This window comes from Allopontixanthobacter confluentis, from assembly GCF_009827615.1.
Taxonomy (GTDB): Bacteria; Pseudomonadota; Alphaproteobacteria; order Sphingomonadales; family Sphingomonadaceae; genus Allopontixanthobacter; species Allopontixanthobacter confluentis.
Genome location: NZ_WTYU01000001.1, coordinates 702303 through 718394, shown reverse-complemented (window position 1 = coordinate 718394; position 16092 = coordinate 702303). Strand labels below are relative to the sequence as shown.

The 16092-nt window shown below is 60.0% G+C and carries 16 protein-coding genes and 1 other RNA gene; 5 read left to right on the top strand and 12 right to left on the bottom strand.

Annotation, left to right across the window (positions count from 1 at the left end; all coding sequences use genetic code 11):
- Positions 1-33 precede the first annotated feature (33 nt).
- From GRI44_RS03360 to GRI44_RS03330, 7 genes are all read right to left on the bottom strand, one after another.
- Positions 34-828, bottom strand: coding sequence for a class II aldolase/adducin family protein (locus GRI44_RS03360; RefSeq protein ID WP_160600030.1), 795 nt, complete (start codon positions 826-828; stop codon positions 34-36).
- A gap of 48 nt (positions 829-876) precedes the next feature.
- Positions 877-1218, bottom strand: a complete 342-nt coding sequence (locus GRI44_RS03355) for a YbaB/EbfC family nucleoid-associated protein (RefSeq protein WP_160600029.1) — start codon at positions 1216-1218, stop codon at positions 877-879.
- Between the two features lie 11 nt (positions 1219-1229).
- Positions 1230-3158 (bottom strand): DNA polymerase III subunit gamma/tau, encoded by a 1929-nt coding sequence (locus GRI44_RS03350; RefSeq protein WP_160600028.1) that lies wholly within the window; start codon positions 3156-3158, stop codon positions 1230-1232.
- A 78-nt stretch (positions 3159-3236) separates the two neighbouring features.
- Positions 3237-3331, bottom strand: an RNA gene (gene ffs / locus GRI44_RS03345) — signal recognition particle sRNA small type.
- A 69-nt stretch (positions 3332-3400) separates the two neighbouring features.
- Positions 3401-3679 (bottom strand): ETC complex I subunit, encoded by a 279-nt coding sequence (locus GRI44_RS03340; RefSeq protein WP_160600027.1) that lies wholly within the window; start codon positions 3677-3679, stop codon positions 3401-3403.
- A gap of 15 nt (positions 3680-3694) precedes the next feature.
- Positions 3695-6130 (bottom strand): ATP-dependent helicase HrpB, encoded by a 2436-nt coding sequence (gene hrpB, locus GRI44_RS03335; RefSeq protein ID WP_160601224.1) that lies wholly within the window; start codon positions 6128-6130, stop codon positions 3695-3697.
- 33 nt (positions 6131-6163) lie between these two features.
- Positions 6164-7198, bottom strand: coding sequence for a polyprenyl synthetase family protein (locus tag GRI44_RS03330; RefSeq protein WP_160600026.1), 1035 nt, complete (start codon positions 7196-7198; stop codon positions 6164-6166).
- A 95-nt stretch (positions 7199-7293) separates the two neighbouring features.
- Here GRI44_RS03330 and GRI44_RS03325 point away from each other — a divergent pair, with 95 nt between their 5' ends.
- Positions 7294-7611, top strand: a complete 318-nt coding sequence (locus tag GRI44_RS03325) for a chorismate mutase (RefSeq protein WP_160601222.1) — start codon at positions 7294-7296, stop codon at positions 7609-7611.
- Positions 7612-7641: 30 nt separating this feature from the next.
- Here the strand turns inward: GRI44_RS03325 and GRI44_RS03320 are convergent, their stop codons facing one another.
- The 4 genes from GRI44_RS03320 to GRI44_RS03305 all read right to left on the bottom strand — a co-directional run bounded on the left by GRI44_RS03320 (position 7642) and on the right by GRI44_RS03305 (position 10981).
- Positions 7642-9000 (bottom strand): sensor histidine kinase, encoded by a 1359-nt coding sequence (locus GRI44_RS03320; RefSeq protein ID WP_160601220.1) that lies wholly within the window; start codon positions 8998-9000, stop codon positions 7642-7644.
- Positions 9001-9078: 78 nt separating this feature from the next.
- The gene (locus GRI44_RS03315; protein WP_160600025.1) at positions 9079-9759 is read right to left on the bottom strand and encodes a response regulator transcription factor; all 681 of its coding nucleotides are present in this window, start codon (positions 9757-9759) and stop codon (positions 9079-9081) included.
- A 98-nt stretch (positions 9760-9857) separates the two neighbouring features.
- Positions 9858-10172, bottom strand: coding sequence for a PepSY domain-containing protein (locus GRI44_RS03310; protein ID WP_160600024.1), 315 nt, complete (start codon positions 10170-10172; stop codon positions 9858-9860).
- Between the two features lie 95 nt (positions 10173-10267).
- The gene (locus GRI44_RS03305; RefSeq protein WP_160600023.1) at positions 10268-10981 is read right to left on the bottom strand and encodes an SIMPL domain-containing protein; all 714 of its coding nucleotides are present in this window, start codon (positions 10979-10981) and stop codon (positions 10268-10270) included.
- Positions 10982-11189: 208 nt separating this feature from the next.
- Here GRI44_RS03305 and GRI44_RS03300 point away from each other — a divergent pair, with 208 nt between their 5' ends.
- Together GRI44_RS03300 and GRI44_RS03295 are read left to right on the top strand one after the other, a co-directional pair.
- A complete protein-coding gene (locus GRI44_RS03300; protein WP_160600022.1) occupies positions 11190-12980 on the top strand; it encodes an ABC-F family ATP-binding cassette domain-containing protein in 1791 nt (596 codons plus the stop codon).
- Between the two features lie 66 nt (positions 12981-13046).
- Positions 13047-13745, top strand: coding sequence for a CDP-alcohol phosphatidyltransferase family protein (locus GRI44_RS03295; protein ID WP_160600021.1), 699 nt, complete (start codon positions 13047-13049; stop codon positions 13743-13745).
- 9 nt (positions 13746-13754) lie between these two features.
- Here GRI44_RS03295 and GRI44_RS03290 read toward each other — a convergent pair whose 3' ends face one another.
- Positions 13755-14240 carry a DUF6456 domain-containing protein gene (locus GRI44_RS03290; RefSeq protein WP_160600020.1) on the bottom strand — a complete coding sequence of 162 codons (486 nt, stop codon included), beginning with the start codon at positions 14238-14240 and terminating at the stop codon, positions 13755-13757.
- A 95-nt stretch (positions 14241-14335) separates the two neighbouring features.
- Between GRI44_RS03290 and GRI44_RS03285 the strand changes: the two genes are divergently transcribed.
- Together GRI44_RS03285 and GRI44_RS03280 are read left to right on the top strand one after the other, a co-directional pair.
- Positions 14336-14908, top strand: a complete 573-nt coding sequence (locus GRI44_RS03285) for a helix-turn-helix domain-containing protein (protein ID WP_160600019.1) — start codon at positions 14336-14338, stop codon at positions 14906-14908.
- A complete protein-coding gene (locus GRI44_RS03280; RefSeq protein WP_160600018.1) occupies positions 14905-16086 on the top strand; it encodes a glycosyltransferase in 1182 nt (393 codons plus the stop codon). The genes GRI44_RS03285 and GRI44_RS03280 overlap by 4 nt, the downstream gene beginning before the upstream one ends.
- The last annotated feature ends 6 nt before the right edge of the window (positions 16087-16092 follow it).

Here is a 16092-nt window from a genome sequence, read left to right as displayed (position 1 = left end):
GCACAGGACAGGGATATCCGGGCTATTTCAATGTCAGTCGCGAAAGCCGGGATCAATCCGGTCCAGCTTGCGCAGCAGCGCCGGCCATGCCAGCCCCTGTGCCACCATCGCCATGCCTTCACCCGGCGTCTGTGCCTTCACTTTTTCTGGTGTGCCCTGCGGCGGATTATTCAGATTTTCCCGGCCAGCCGACAGCATTTTTACCTGCGCATCGCACGCCCGTTCAAGGAAATAGAGACGCAGGAAACATTCGGCCACGCTCTTGCCGATAGCCAGCGTGCCGTGATTGCGCAGGATCATCATGTGCTTGTCGCCCATGTCTTCCACCAGCCGGTCACGCTCTTCCAGGTCGGTCGCGATGCCTTCATATTCGTGATAGGCGATGTCATGCCCTGCAATCATTGCGGTTTGCGTGTGCGGCAGCAGGCCTTCGCTCATTGCGCTGACAGCCTGGCCTGACGGCGTATGCAGATGCATCACCGAATGGGCCGCCTCACAATTCATGTGCAGCGCGGAATGAATGGTGAAGCCGGCCGGATTGACCGGATGCGATGTCGGGATGACCGGCTGGCCATCGACATCGATTTTTACCAGGCTGGACGCGGTAATTTCCTCGAACATCATGTCGTACGGATTGATCAGGAAATGATGTTCCGGCCCCGGCACGCGGGCAGACAGATGGGTGAAGATGAGATCATCCCAGCCGTACAATGCAACCAGACGATAGGCGGCAGCCAGATCAACCCGGACAGCCCATTCCGCATCGCTGACCTGCGCCCGGACATCGGCATCGGTGCCGTGCCCATTATCATTCAAAACTGTCGCCATGATCTCGTCTCCCTGCGTATTTTGCACCTTATACCAGATCAGGCAAAATCAGCCCATGCCCGGCAGATTAAAGCCCGGTGGCAGTCCCATGCCGCCCTGGATCGCCTTCATTTCCTCGCCCGAAACCCGGTCTGCCTTGTCCCGCGCATCGTTGAAGGCGGCGGTAATCAGGTCTTCCAGCATCTGCTTTTCGGAAAGCTGCATCAGGCTGTCGTCAATGGAAACACCCAGCATCCGGCCCTTGGCAGTGCAGCGCACCGATACGACGCCGCCGCCGGATTTGCCTTCTACCTCGATCGAATCGAGTTTGGCCTGCATTTCATTCATTTGCGTCTGAATAGTTTCGGCGGCTTTTTGCGCGGCCTTGATCATTTCTTCCATCGATTGCATCGTATCATCCTTTAGGCTTTGCGGCTCCAACCCGGAGCCTGTTCCTGTGCGTCAGGGTCTTCCGGGACAATTTCTGCACCCGGAAATGCCGCAAGCGCAGCTACGACCATCGGGTCGGCCCTGACCCGTTCGGCTTCCATTTCCCGTGAAGATGCCTCGCGTTCAACCAGCGAGAGACCACCGGTGCTTTCTTCCTGCTTAACCGTCCAGCCGCGATCTACCAGCCTGCCCAGAGTATCGCGGATTTCGCGCTCCAGATTGTCGGTAAACCCTTTGGCGAGGGAATAGCGCAGGACGCCCGGCCCCACTTCAATGGGGGCAGCCTGCATCCGCAACTTCGCCCCCAATTGCATATGGCCCTTGTTTTCAAGCCAGCTGACGAATTCCTCGAATTTCTCATAAGGATCAGCGTCCGAAATGGCGGTTACGTGGGTTTCCGGCCCCGCTGCTGTCTGCGCTTCTGCCGGCCCGTCAGACCTCACAGTCTCGCCCCCAGATGCGTGCGGCGAAGCTGCGGCCTGAATGCCGGCCTTGCCCAGTTCCTCCAGCTTTTTCGCCAGTTTGCCGGGGTCTGGCATATTGGCCGCATGCAGAACGCGCAGCAACGCCATCTGCGCCGAGATCAGCGGATCGGGCGCGCTGCGCACTTCATCGTGGCCCTTCAGCAGCAATTGCCACAGGCGGTGCAGTTGCCCGGCTGACAGCTTGCCGGCCCATTCCTGCAGCGCGTTTCGTTCTTCCTCTGTCGGTGCTTCGGCTTCCCCGCCGCTCACCTGCGCCACGGTGATCCGGTGGACCAGATCCATCAGGCCGCGCATCAGGGCCAGCGGTTCAACACCCAGCGCATATTGGTCGGCTATCGCCGCCAGCAGTGCCTTGGCATCGCCCGCCAGCAGATTGCCCAGCAGGCGGCGCTGCGCGCTCTTGTCCGCCAGCCCCAGCATATCGCGCACCCGCGCTGCGGTTACCTTGCCGCCATCTTCGTGGGATGCATCAAGGTCAGCATGGGCAATGGCCTGATCCAGAATGGATAGACCATCGCGCACGGACCCTTCGGCAGCAGCCGCAATCATGTGCAGGGCTTCCGCTTCGGCCTCGACCCCTTCCTTGCCGCAAATCATCCCGAAATGCGTTTCCAGCTGCGCCGCATGAATGCGGCGCAAGTCGAAGCGCTGGGTCCGGCTGAGCACCGTGACCGGAAGTTTGTCCACCTCGGTCGTGGCGAACAGGAATTTTACATGGGCAGGCGGTTCCTCAAGTGTCTTGAGCAAGGCATTGAAAGCATTGCGTGACAGCATGTGAACTTCGTCGATAATGTAAATCTTGTAGCGCGCCGAAACGGCCGAATAACGGACCGCTTCGATAATCTCGCGCACATCGTCCACGCCGGTATGGCTGGCGGCGTCCATCTCGATCACGTCCATGTGGCGGCCTTCGGCAATCGCCACGCAGGGTTCGCATACACCGCACGGATCGATGGTGGGGCCGCCCTGCCCGTCAGGACCGATACAGTTGAGCGCCTTGGCAATCAGCCGCGCGGTGGATGTTTTGCCCACCCCGCGCACACCGGTCATCAGGAAGGCATGGGCCAGCCGGTCCCGCTCGATCGCATTGCCAAGCGTGCGGACCATCGGTTCCTGCCCGATGAGTTCGGAAAATGTCTGCGGGCGGTATTTGCGGGCCAGCACGCGGTATGGCTGATTATCGGCAGCGGGCGGTGCTGCAGCGACAGCGGGAACTGGCATCGGTTTTGGCGATTCGGTTAGCGCATCAGACGTAGTTGGCGATACCGCTGTTTCAGCCGCGCTGGAAGCAGCCGCCGGTGCATCGCCAAACAGCGCGGATTGGCCCGCATCCTCCAGCTCCTTGGCTGAAGGTGCATTGTCTGCCGGCTCGGTTTCCCACGGCAGGCTGTCAGAATTTTCCGGTGAATCACCCATGGCACTCTAGGTAGGCAACATGGACGCAAATGTCATGGCCCACGCTGATGACATGCGGGGAAACTGACACAGAAGAGATTAAAAGGAGCCGAGCGACCCGCCGCTATTCGTTGTGGCTGCTTCCTTCCGGACCTGACCAGGTTGGCGAACGCGCACGTCCACCCGACTCCCGGGCGGGCATATGGCGATGGTTTGGTGGTTTGGCAACCATGTTGCTGCATGGCCCTGCAGCGGGGCGGCACTCAGCGAAAATTGTCGGCGTAAGCCTGCAGCTTCAGCGTCTTGGGCGGGGTGGCATGGATGCGTGCCGTAATCCCGTGCTTCTGGGCATAGGCTTTTGCTGCTTCCACATCCGCGAACGACAGCTGCACTTGCGCCTGTGTGTCACCGCTGCCGGTCCAGCCCATCAGCGGGTCGGGCCTGCGCGCTTCGGACTGTTCAAATTCCAGCACCCATTCATCGGTGCGGGCCTTGCCGGACTGCATGGCGTTTTTCGGGCGTTGGTAAATACGAGCTGGCATGGGATGCTCTCTAATTCAGCTTTCGCTTCGTGAAAAGGCGTTCTTGGTCTTTAGGCTCGGCTTTTCGGTCCAGGGTTCATCAGGCCACCGGTGCCGGGGGTAGCGCCCCTTCATGTCCTTGCGCACATCATGCCAGCTTCCGCGCCAGAAACCGGGCAAGTCCCGCGTGGACTGGATGGGCCGCCCGGCCGGGCTGGTCAGTTTCAAAAGCAGATGCTGCTTGCCCACCATGGGATGCTGGTCCAGCCCGAACAGGGCCTGCACGCGCACTTCCACCGATGGCGCATCATCGCCTTCGTAATCTATTTTGTGATGACTTCCGGCAGGGGAGACAAATTCCCTGGGAGCAAGAGAATCAAGTTTCTGGCGGCTGTCCCAATCAAGCAAGCCGAGCAGCACATCTGCCAATTTGCCCTGCGCCACGTCCAGATCGCGCCTGCCCGCCAGCAAGGGGGCGAGCCAGGTCGCAGCGGTATCCTTCAATGTTTCAGGGGCAAGCGCCGCCACTTCTGTATGCTGCGCCCGCGCCATCAGGCTGGCAGGCAGCAGGCGCGGCAGATCATCCAGCGCCTTTTCCATCAGCATGGCCGTGACTGCTTCGGCATCCGGTTTCGGGTCCGGCCCGCTCGCCAGCGTAATGGCGCCAAGCCTTCGTTCAAGCCGTGCTTCCACCCGCCGTTCTTCTGCATTCCACCGCAGGACGGAGCGGCGCTCCAACAGATCGGCCAGATGGTCTTCGACATCGGCTGTCTCCAATGCGGCGGCGGCGGTAATCCGCGCGGCCTTGGCCTGCCCCTGTGCATCGCCAATCACCAGCCATTCGGCCCGCGCCAAAGAGGATGCAGGGTCCAGAAAATACCCCCTGCCGCCTGCCGACAGCCAGTTTTCTCCAGCCGCATCGCGCCGCCGTGCGATATTGTCAGGTATGGCGCGGGCGAGGAACAGCGCCGGTTTGGTGGCTTCGGTGATGGCGGAAGTCACCAGTTTTTGCGCCAAGCGCGCCCAGCGGTCCGCCAATTGTGCGGAGGCCTTTGCACGCGGCGAATTGTCGCCTGCCCAGCGGGATAGCCGCGCCAGCACATCTTCTCCGCGCCCGCCCAGCCCGCGTTCCTGCAGCAACAAGGCAAGGCGCGCCGCATCATGCGCCCGGCCCGCCCTGGCACCAAACAGCACCATGGCCGCGTGAACAGGGTTCATCGGCAGGCTGGCGACCATTTCGCCCCAAGCCGAAATCCGCCCGTCTGCGTCCAATGCGCCCAATTTCTCCAGCCGGTCCCGCGCTGCCGAAACCGAAGCAGCAGGCGGTGCATCCAGCCACGGCAGGCTGGCAGGGTCCAGCGTGCCCCATTGTGCCAGCGCCAGCATCAAGGGGGCAAGATCGGCGGTCTCAACTTCAGGCGGATCATAGGGCGGGCGGCCCTGATGGCCTGCGGCTTCCCACAGGCGGTAGGCCACCCCCGGCCCCTGCCGCGCTGCGCGGCCAGCGCGCTGCGCCGATGCGGCCTGGCTGGCACGGTGAGTGACAAGGTGGGTGGAACCGGCGGCGCGGTCAAACTCCGCACGGCGCGACAGGCCGCTATCGACCACTACCGATACGCCATCCAGCGTCAGCGATGTTTCGGCAATGGCGGTGGCCAGCACGATGCGCCTGCGCCCTTCGGCATCACGCCTTATGGCCATGCGCTGGTCTGCGGGCATGACTTGCCCATGCAAGGGAAGGATGGGCGTATCGGGCAGTTTTGGCGCCAGCCGTTCGGCCACCCGGTCAATTTCGCGAACACCGGGAAGGAATGCCAGCACATCACCATCTTCGGCGCGCCACGCTGTCATGATGGCCGCTGTCACGGCATCCTCGATCCGCAAGTCTGGCCGTGATGGCAGCCATTCGATCCGCAGCGGATGCGCCTTGCCTTCGCTTTCGATAATGTGCGCATCATCTCCCAGCAAGGCAGCAAAGCGCGCCCCGTCAATCGTCGCGGACATGACGCAGATGCGCAAATCATCGCGCAGAACGGCGCGGGTTTCCAGCGCCAGTGCCAGGCCGAGATCACTGTCGAGATTACGCTCATGCGCTTCGTCGAACAGGACTGCACTGATGCCCGCCAGTTCCGGATCGCTGACGATCCGGTTCACGAAAATCGCTTCGGTCATCACCAGAACACGCGTTTTTGCGGACTGTTTGCTGTCCATCCGCGTCAGGTAGCCAATGGTTTCGCCGGGCTTTTCGCCCAGCATTTCCGCCATGCGTTCAGCCGCGGCGCGGGCCGCCACGCGGCGGGGCGACAGCAGGATAATAGTGCCATCGCACCATTGCTGGTCGAGCAATGCAGGGGCAACCGCAGTGGTCTTGCCCGCGCCTGGCGGGGCGATCAATACCGCAGCGCCATGCGTATCCAGCACCGCCAGCAAGTCTGGCAACACGGCATAAATGGGAAGATCGGCAGTTACCATGGCCAGTGGCACGACAGGGCCATCAACGCAGGCTTAATAGCCCCGGGCAACCGCAAACTGGGCCGCTTCGGCCATGGCGCCGCGCGCCTTGCCATCGGGGAAAATGGAGAGCGATTCTATCGCTCGATCGGCAAAATGGCGGGCACGGTCACGCGTGGCTTCCACCGCGTCATATTTGCCAATCAGCGCGATCGCCTCGGCCAGATCATCGTCCGACGTGCGGTGGCCGGAAATGGCTGCTTTCCAGAACTTGCGTTCTTCTTCCGTGCCGCGCGCATAGGCGAAAATAACCGGCAGGGTCATTTTACCTTCGCGGAAATCATCGCCCCGATCCTTGCCCATTTGCGCGGCATCGGAATCGTAATCAATCGCATCATCCACCAGCTGGAAGGCAATGCCCAGGTTCCGCCCGTAACTGTCGAGCGCCATTTCCTGCACATCATCGCATTCGGCCACGACTGCCGCAATACGGCTGGCGGCAGCAAACAGTGCGGCGGTTTTTGCGCCGATGATGGACAGATAGCGTTCTTCGCTGGTTTCGATCTGGCGCTGCGCGGTCAGTTGGTCCACTTCGCCTTCGGCAATGATGGCGCTGGCCCCGCTGAGGATTTTCAGGACTTTCAGACTGCCGTCCTCGACCATCAGTTCAAACGCGCGGCTGAACAGGAAATCGCCCACCAGCACGGTAGCAGGGTTGCCAAAGATGATATTGGCTGCCGCCTTGCCGCGCCGCAGGTCCGACCCATCCACCACATCATCATGCAGCAATGTGGCCGTGTGGATAAATTCGACAGAGGCCGCCAGCTTGTGATGGCGGTTGCCCTGGTAACCCACCAATTGCGCGCCAGCCAGCGTCAGCATGGGCCGGAGCCGCTTGCCGCCGCCTGAAATCAGATGGCCCGCCAGTGCCGGAATCAGCGGAATTTCGCTCTGCATCCGGTCAAGAATGACCGAATTGACCGAATTCATGCCGGATGCCGTCAACGACAGCATGGGGTCAAGCGTGGGCATCCCCGCCACATCGCCAGCGGGTTGTTTTCGCGCAAGAGGCACTATCTCGGCAGTCATTTTGGCTCGCCAGTCATATCGGCAAGCCACATGGGCGGAAGATGCCTGATTGGCAAGCTTGGAATCCTGCCATTCCCCGTGATAAGCGTCTGGTGATGACCGAAACACCGCCAGATCCTGCCACCGATCCTCACGCCGACCGGCAGCTTGCCGCTTTCAGGCGCAGCATCGACAATATTGATGCCGCCTTGATTCACATGCTGGCAGAACGGTTCCGCATTACGCAGGCAGTGGGGCAGTACAAGGCCAGAACCGCCCTTCCCCCATCTGACCCGAACCGCGAGGAACGCCAGATTGCCCGCCTTCGCCAGAAAGCCGAAGAAGCGCAACTGGACCCTGAATTTTCCGAAAAATTCCTGCGTTTCATTATCGAGGAGGTCATTCGCCACCACGAACAGGCCCGCAGCGAATAATCTCGCCGCATTGCAGCAGACCGGCGGACATCAACCGGCACGCGGCAGGATCAGCTTTACCAGCAACCCGCCGAGGTCTTCGCTTTCGTCCAGCACGACACTGCCGCCGTAAATTTCGGCCACGTCGCGGACGATGGCCAGACCAAGCCCGGTGCCAGGCTTGCCGGTATCCAGACGCGCTCCGCGGTCAAAAATACGCACCCGCTCCGCTTCGGGAATGCCCTTGCCATCATCTTCCACCCAGATGACGCATTGTTCCACATCAGGTTCGGCATCCACCGTGACAAACACGCTGCCACCGCCATATTTTGCCGCATTCTCGATCAGATTGCCCAGAATTTCATCCAGATCCTGCCGTTCAATGGCGACTTTAGCGCCCCTGTTGCCATCAATGTCGAAGCGGACATCGGGGTACAATCGCTCCACCGCGCGCCGCACGGCTTCGGCACTGTCGCACACCGGCGTCTGGGCATGGCCCACGGCACGGCGGCCCACGGCCCGGGCGCGCGCCAGATGGTGGTCCACATGGCGGCGCATGGTGGTGGCTTCGCGGATTACCGTATCAGGCAGATCAGGTGCCTTGGCAGTGGCAGCATTGTTGATGACCGTCAGCGGCGTTTTGAGCGCATGGGCCAGATTACCTGCATGGGTTCGCGCTTCTTCTGCCTGCTTTTGCGAATGGGCAAGCAAGGCGTTCAGCTCGTCAACCAAAGGCTGAACTTCCAGCGGCAACGGGTCGGTCACCCGGTTGGAACCGGTGGTGCGGATCGACTGGATGGCATCACGCACCCGGCGCAGCGGCCGCAACCCGTAATAGGTTTGCAGCGCTGCCATGACGAACAGACCCATACCCAATATCGCAAAACTCCACGCCAGAATGGAGCGGATGCGGCTGATCTGGTAATCCAGTTCCTCCCGCGCCGAGGCCACCGTGAAAGTCCAGCGCGTATCGCTATCGGGCAGGATAACCGACCGCTCGACTATGCGGAGCGGTTCTGCGGCAAATTGCGTGCTGTCGTAAAAATGGGTTTCAAGATCGAAATGGTCGCCTTCGGTCTGCAGGCTGCGGTCCCACAGGCTGCGCGAAGGGAAATCTTCATGTCCCGTGCCGCTGATCTGCCAGTATAGCCCGCTGCCCGGTTCCAGAAACCGCTGATCGCCCAGCGAACGATAGAAAAATACTTCACCATCAGGGCCGATTTCCGCTGAAGCCACCATAGCTGTCAGCATATATTCCAGTTGCTCGTCGAAATTGTTTTCAACCAGCTTGGTCAATGTCCGGTCGAGGCCGAAACCGCCCGCCAGAAGCAGCACGGTGATCCACCCGGCGGCAATCAGCATCATGCGCCGGGACAGGCTGCCGGTGTGCGGCACTGTTTCCGGCGCCATGTGCGGCGCGTTCTGAGTTGCGTCAGTCACCGAGGCAGTCACCCGGATGGAATACAGGCGGCATCAGCCAAACCGGCATCAAGATGCGCGGGGCTGGTCTGCCGGATCGTCAAGGCTGTAACCAAGTCCGCGAATGGTGGTGATTACTTCTGCACCCAATTTCTTGCGAATGCGGGTAACAAACACTTCGATCGTGTTGGAATCACGGTCAAAATCCTGATCGTAAATATGTTCGATCAATTCGGTCCGGCTCACCACCTTGCCCTTGTGATGCATCAGATAGCCGAGCAATTTATATTCCTGGGCGGTCAGCTTAACCGGCTCCCCGCTCAACGTGACCCGGCCTGACCGTGTATCCAGCCGCACAGGGCCGGCAGTCAGTTCGGACGAAGTATTACCCGACGCACGGCGGATAAGCGCGCGCAGACGGGCGATGAGTTCTTCGGTCTGGAATGGTTTGGCCAGATAATCATCAGCGCCTGCATCAAGCCCGGCGACCTTGTCGGACCAGCTATCACGCGCGGTCAGAACCAGCACGGGAAACGTCCGGCCTTCCTTGCGCCACATACCCAGCACCGTTAGCCCGTCTATTTCGGGCAGACCCAGGTCCAGAATGACAGCATCGTAATCTTCCGTACTGCCAAGATAATGACCATCCTCACCATCGGTGGACAAATCCACCGCATAGCCAGTCTGCTCAAGCGTGCTCTTCAATTGCTGGCCGAGAGTCGGTTCATCCTCGACAATCAAGATGCGCATGCTGGAATATTCCCCTGTGAAAAAACACCCGTTACGTGGGCTTTTGTATGAAACGCGTCAACTCGCCTCATGTGTCCCGGCGGGAAATATGTCCGGTTTTAGCGGCTGCGCTGAAGTATGCGGCCCGTGCGCGCATCCACGTCGACAAAGGTCACACGGCCGTCCTTGATGAATTTCAGCCGATACGCCATCGCAGTGGAATCGTAGGCCGGGCCAAGATATTCCTGCCCCTGGGCTTTCAACGGATCGACCACCCGCCGCTCGATCTCTCTGAGTGACAGAACATTACCAGCCCGCATTTCTTTGCGAACTTCGCCCTGGTCAGTGCGTGGCTGGGCCAGCGCCGCAGGCGCGGCCAACGCCGACACGGTCAAAGAGGTAACGATACAGGACAGGGCTATCTTTTTCATCATGCCTTTTCGTCTATGATCAAACCATTGAACACGATGTGAATGCGCCCGAATGCGCAGGTTCAGCATTCGGGCGCAACCGTTTCACTGTCGCAGTTCTATCGCGTCATTTCATATTTGACGGTAAGGTTTACACCTGTTCCTACCAAGCCGGGTTCAACCGGCGTGGGCGCTGCGGAGACTGCAATGTCGTTGGCTTTGCGCATCATCGGCATGGGCGCATCGCCCGCGATACTTTCGCTTACTTCCAGCAGGCGAACGCCGGTATATCCCGCCCACGTGGCATATTCCATGGCCTGACCGCGGGCGCGTTCCATCGCGGATTTGCGCGCCTGCGCCTTGGCGGAGGTGTCATTATCTATCGAGAATTGCGGCCCGCCAATGTCGGTCGCGCCAGCAGCCACAAGCGAATCCAGCACGCGTCCGGTTTCTGACACCTTGCGCAGGATTACGCTGACCCGGTTGGATGCGGAATAACCCCTGAAAATCTGTTTCTGGGAATCGCGGTCATAATCATAGCGCGGGCTGAGATTGATGCCGGTGGTCTGGATATCATCAGCCTTGATGCCCAGTGCCTTGATACGTTTGATAACGGCGTCCATTTCAGCGGCGTTCAGCCGCATCGCGTCAACCGCGTTCATCGCTTCGCTGGTGACACCGGCACTGACTGTTGCGATGTCAGGCCGCGCCTTCACTGTTTCATTGACCGATAATTCCACCACCGGGCCAGATGCCTGTATCTGTATTTCTGCGGCCGAGGCGGGCACACTGATGGCGGCCATTGCGGCCAGAGGCATGAGATAATTTTTCATCGGGGGTTTCTCCTGAAGGTTGCAGCCTGATGCTCTTGAGCGACTTACGCTTCAATGAATGCGCTGGTTCCTGAACTATCTCAATGCACGTCCTGCGCGATTATCCACTGCCATTTGAGATTATCCGGCATCATTTGAATTTCCGCCATTTCAATTGCTGTGCAACGCACCTTGTGATGCGGGCATTCCTGCCCTACCTCGCGCCCACATGGCGCAACCACCAATCTTGAGCTGGGAAAAACTGGGTTTACAGCAGGGCGGCCGCTGGCTGTTCCAGGGGCTGGACCTGCATGTGGGCCCGCGTGACAGGCTGGCGCTCATCGGCCGTAATGGCGCCGGCAAGACCACCTTGTTCCGCATGATCATGAACGAGATCGAAGCTGACAAGGGCGAACGCAAGGTGAAACCGGGCCTGCGGATCGTGGCGCTGGAACAGGAACCTGACTTTTCCGGCTTTGCCACCCTGATGGATTTTGCCTTGTCCGGCAGCGATGCCCCCGCCGCATATGAGGTGGAGGCGATTGCCGGCCAGCTGGGCATCGACATGGCGACCCCGTCTGATGGCGCAAGCGGAGGCGAAAGGCGCCGTGCGGCCATCGCCCGCGCCTTGGCGCAGGACCCTGACCTGTTGCTGATGGATGAACCGACCAACCATCTGGACCTGGCCGCGATTGAATGGCTGGAAGACTGGCTGACGCGGTATAAGGGCGCGTTTCTCGTCATCAGCCATGACCGGACTTTCCTCAAACGACTGACCAATGCGACCATCTGGCTCGATCGCGGAATGTTACGGCGCAAGGATGTCGGTTTTGGCGGGTATGAGGCTTGGGAAGAACAGGTCTATGCCGAGGAAGCGCGCAACGCGCACCGCATGGATGCCAAGCTGAAGATCGAGGCGCACTGGCTGGAACGCGGCGTGACCGCGCGCCGCAAACGCAACCAGGGCCGGTTGGAAGCGCTCTATGTCATGCGCGCGGCCCGCGCTGCCATGATAACGCCGGGCGGAACTGCCAAACTGGGGCTGTCAGCGGATTCGGACAATAAATCCAAATCCGTCATCGTGGCCGACCACGTCAGCAAGGCTTACGGCGAACGCCCCATCATCAAGGATTTTTCCCTCCGCATCCAGCGCGGTGACCGCATCGGCATTGTGGGATCAAACGGGGCTGGCAAGACGACCTTGCTGAGACTGCTAACGGGTGATCTGGCGCCCGATACGGGCAAGATAACCGTGGCAAAATCGCTCAACGGGGTGGTGATCGACCAGCAGCGCAGCCTGATGACACCGGAAAAATCAGTTCGCGATGTGCTGGCAGAAGGCGGCGACTGGATCGATGTGCGCGGCGTGCGCAAACATGTGCAGGGATATCTGAAGGAGTTTCTGTTCGACCCGGGTCTGGTGGATACCAAGGTCGGCACATTGTCTGGCGGTGAACGATCCCGCTTGCTGCTGGCGCGCGAATTTGCCCGCGAAACAAATCTGCTGGTGCTGGATGAACCGACCAACGATCTTGATCTGGAAACGCTCGATCTGTTGCAGGAAGTTATCGCGGATTACGACGGCACCGTGCTGATCGTCAGCCATGATCGTGACTTTCTGGACCGCACTGTCACCATCACCCTTGGTCTGGATGGCAGCGGCAGCGTGGATGTTGTTGCGGGCGGTTTTGCCGACTGGGAAGCAAAGCGCATTCGCCGGACAGTTTCTGGCACCGCCAAAGGATTGCGGGACGCAAAAGCCGCCGCTCCGCCCCCGCCCCCGGCCAAATCTGCGAAGCTGAGTTACAAGGATCAGCGCGATTATGAATTGCTGCCGGCGCGTATAGAAGAACTGGAAAGCGCCATTGTGAAGGGCGAGAAAATCCTTTCCGACCCAGACCTGTTTACCAGTGACCCGCAGAAGTTTTCCAATATCTCCAAGGGGATAGAGAACGCCCGTGCCGAAAAGGACGCCGCAGAGGAACGTTGGCTGGAACTGGCGGAGCAGGTCGAGGGATAAGTTTCGCGGCTTGCGGAATGATCGATTTGCCTTGCGCTAGACGGATCAACGCGTAATTCGCGTTGGATGAGCAAAGCTGACAGCCCGATGACACCGCCGGTAAGGCAGCAGGGCAATGTCCTTGCGCGGCATGAGCGCACATTGCTCAATTGGATTTGTGCGCGCCTGCCGCTGTGGGTGACGCCGGACTTGCTGACATTATTTGCGGTTATTTCAGCAGCTATTGTCTGCCTTGCCTATGGTTTGAGCAATCAGGATCCCGCGTGGCTATGGCTGGCTGTGGCAGGGTATGTCGGCCATTGGTTCGGGGATTCGCTGGATGGAAGTGTAGCCCGATACCGCAAGGTGGAACGCCCCTCCTATGGCTATTTCATCGATCATTCGAGCGACGGTTTCACCACGCTGATCATGCTGGGCGGCTTTGGCCTCAGCCCTTATGTGCGGATTGATGTCGCCCTGTTTGCGGTTGTCGCCTATCTGCTCCTCAACATTCACAGTTTCCTGCTGGCCAAGGTCAGCGGAGAATTTCCCATGTCGCATGGCGGCATGGGGCCGACCGAAGCGCGTCTGCTGCTGATCGCGCTCACCCTGGGCATGTATTTCGCAGGTCCAGGCTGGGGGCCGACTGCTTCACTCTCCTATTTCGACATTCTGATCGTCGCCCTTACCCTCGTGCTTTTGACGATGTTCGGCGTGGGCACTGCGCGCGCCGGTTTGAAACTCGCCGCGCATGACAAGGCGCGTCAGCGTCCCCGACCGGAATAAGCCTGCCCTTCACGTAATCCGGTAAAAAGCCGCTACTCTTTCCAACGCCAGTTTCAATACCAGCTTGCCGCTTCGTGCCGGCCAGGACAGCCCCTTTTCCGCATCTGGCAGGGATTCGCAGCCGCAGGCCACGCGCCACAGAATGTCGGACAGCCCGCTACCTGCGGCATTCATGGCCCCATCGAAACGCGATTTTGCGGCGATCTGCCGTTCGGTCGGGGAAAGTCCGGCATCGCCGCCGCCTTTGATGCGCACCGGGTCCCAGCTCATGGTGACAGACGGGCCAAGCGAGGCACGTTCATAATCGGCCCGCAATCGTTCACCTGCGTCAAACAGGCGATCATCCAGATGGCCCCGGGCATGTAGCCACGTCAGCGGAGATTCCGCCACATTGACCGATACCGTTCGGGTGCGCCGCCGGTCGATGGATTTTCCAGCCGCGGATTGACGCGCTCCGGACTCGGTAAGTTCTCGTTCAACCAGATGCTGGCGCATGGATAATCCCCTTTTTCCAACTGGAAAATCACCCTTGCCAAAACGAACCTTATGTAGGAAAGTGAAAAACCCATTTGGTTAAAGAAGGCTGCGCCATGATCAATCGCATTCGCGACATCCGACAGGAAAAAGGGCTGACCCTTGCAGACCTGGCCGCAGCCTGCAATCCGCCAACCACGGCCCAGACCATCGGCAGGTTGGAAACAGGCATGCGGAACCTGTCGATTAAATGGATGGACCGGATCGCCGCTGCGCTAGATATTGCGCCAGAATTGCTGGTCAGGTCCGATGCTGCAGTTCAGCCGCAGATCGTGGCGACGCTGGCTGATACAGGGGCGGAACCCCTGGCAAAGCCGCGTGATGCAATATTGGCCACCGATCTTGGCGGCGAAATGCCGCTGATGGTTTTATCGGTCGAGACCAGCGTTGGCGAATATCGCCCTGGCGACCAGCTTTGGCTGCGCCAGATGGACCCCGCGGATTACCAGCGCGCTATCAACCGTGATGTGCTGGTCCCGCGCAAGGGAGGCCGGTTTTCCTTCGGCCGCCTGATTGACCGGCAGGGTGTGATGGTTGGCATACTGCCCCCCGGTAGCGGCCAGAAACAGCAAGTGGTGGATGATCCGGCATGGCTGGCAGTGGCCGAAATGCTGGTGCGCAGATTATGAAGCGCCTGCTTTCTATTTCCACGCTCTATCCCAACAATAATGCCCCCCGCTTCGGGACATTCGTGGCACGGTCAATGGAAGCGCTGGCAGCACGCGGTGACTGGCACGTTACGCTGATAAACCCGCTTGGCATTCCGCCAATTGCGTTCGGAAAATACCGGAATCTTGCCGCTGCCGCCATCAGCGGCGTGGAAAAGGGGGTGGAAGTCTACCGCCCTGTCTTTCCGCTCATCCCCCGGTTTGGAGTGCGCCATAATCCGCTGATCATCGCACGGTCGGTCAGAAAATTGGCGCGGCATTTACACCGGCAGCAGCCTTTCGATGTGGTGGACGCCCAGTTTTTCTATCCTGACGGGCCGGCGGCTGCGCGGATTGCCAGTGATCTGGGCCTGCCTTGGTCAATCAAGGCGCGGGGCTCTGACATTTCCTATTGGGGCGGCATGGCGTTTGCCAGAAAGCAGATGATCGAAGCGGGCGGCGCTGCCACGGGCCTGCTGGCAGTATCGCAGGCGCTTGCCCGGGACATGGCCGCCATGGGCATGGAACCGGGCAAGATCACAGTCAATTATACCGGGCTGGACCGGGACAGGTTTCGCCCGCTTGACCACCCCACCATCCGCACCCGTCTGGCGCGGGAACTTGGTCTGGAAATCAGCGACCCTGCCCCCTTGCTGGTAAGTGTGGGCGCGCTGACGGCACGAAAGGGGCAACATTTTGTCATTCGCAGCCTGGTCAATTTTCTCGACGCGCAGCTATTGCTGGTCGGGCACGGTGAAGATCGCAAGCGCCTTGAAGACTTGGCAATGTCGCTGAAAGTGGCGGACCGCGTACATTTTCTGGGCTCCATCGATCATGATTTGCTGCCCATCATTCTTTCTGCAGCAGATGCGATGGTATTGCCATCATCTCATGAAGGGTTGGCAAATGCATGGGTCGAAGCGCTGGCCTGCGGGACACCGCTGGTGATCTGCGATGCCGGGGGTGCGCGTGAAATCGTTACCAGCAAGGATGCAGGCGTGATTGTGGAACGCACCGCTGAGGGTGTCGGCCACGGCATTCAGGAAGTGCTCGACAATCCGCGCCAGTTTGCGGCGGTTGCGGCCATGGCAGACCAGTTCAGCTGGGCGCGCAATGCAGCGCAGCTTGCGGACTATTATACCCGTATCGCGGCAAAGTAAGGCGGA

Coding starts and splice junctions, on each gene's coding strand:
- GRI44_RS03360 (WP_160600030.1), bottom strand. CDS start 828: ATGGCGACAGTTTTGAATGATAATGGGCACGGCACCGATGCCGATGTC.
- GRI44_RS03355 (WP_160600029.1), bottom strand. CDS start 1,218: ATGCAATCGATGGAAGAAATGATCAAGGCCGCGCAAAAAGCCGCCGAA.
- GRI44_RS03350 (WP_160600028.1), bottom strand. CDS start 3,158: ATGGGTGATTCACCGGAAAATTCTGACAGCCTGCCGTGGGAAACCGAG.
- GRI44_RS03340 (WP_160600027.1), bottom strand. CDS start 3,679: ATGCCAGCTCGTATTTACCAACGCCCGAAAAACGCCATGCAGTCCGGC.
- hrpB (WP_160601224.1), bottom strand. CDS start 6,130: ATGGTAACTGCCGATCTTCCCATTTATGCCGTGTTGCCAGACTTGCTG.
- GRI44_RS03330 (WP_160600026.1), bottom strand. CDS start 7,198: ATGACTGCCGAGATAGTGCCTCTTGCGCGAAAACAACCCGCTGGCGAT.
- GRI44_RS03325 (WP_160601222.1), top strand. CDS start 7,294: ATGACCGAAACACCGCCAGATCCTGCCACCGATCCTCACGCCGACCGG.
- GRI44_RS03320 (WP_160601220.1), bottom strand. CDS start 9,000: ATGGCGCCGGAAACAGTGCCGCACACCGGCAGCCTGTCCCGGCGCATG.
- GRI44_RS03315 (WP_160600025.1), bottom strand. CDS start 9,759: ATGCGCATCTTGATTGTCGAGGATGAACCGACTCTCGGCCAGCAATTG.
- GRI44_RS03310 (WP_160600024.1), bottom strand. CDS start 10,172: ATGATGAAAAAGATAGCCCTGTCCTGTATCGTTACCTCTTTGACCGTG.
- GRI44_RS03305 (WP_160600023.1), bottom strand. CDS start 10,981: ATGAAAAATTATCTCATGCCTCTGGCCGCAATGGCCGCCATCAGTGTG.
- GRI44_RS03300 (WP_160600022.1), top strand. CDS start 11,190: ATGGCGCAACCACCAATCTTGAGCTGGGAAAAACTGGGTTTACAGCAG.
- GRI44_RS03295 (WP_160600021.1), top strand. CDS start 13,047: ATGAGCAAAGCTGACAGCCCGATGACACCGCCGGTAAGGCAGCAGGGC.
- GRI44_RS03290 (WP_160600020.1), bottom strand. CDS start 14,240: ATGCGCCAGCATCTGGTTGAACGAGAACTTACCGAGTCCGGAGCGCGT.
- GRI44_RS03285 (WP_160600019.1), top strand. CDS start 14,336: ATGATCAATCGCATTCGCGACATCCGACAGGAAAAAGGGCTGACCCTT.
- GRI44_RS03280 (WP_160600018.1), top strand. CDS start 14,905: ATGAAGCGCCTGCTTTCTATTTCCACGCTCTATCCCAACAATAATGCC.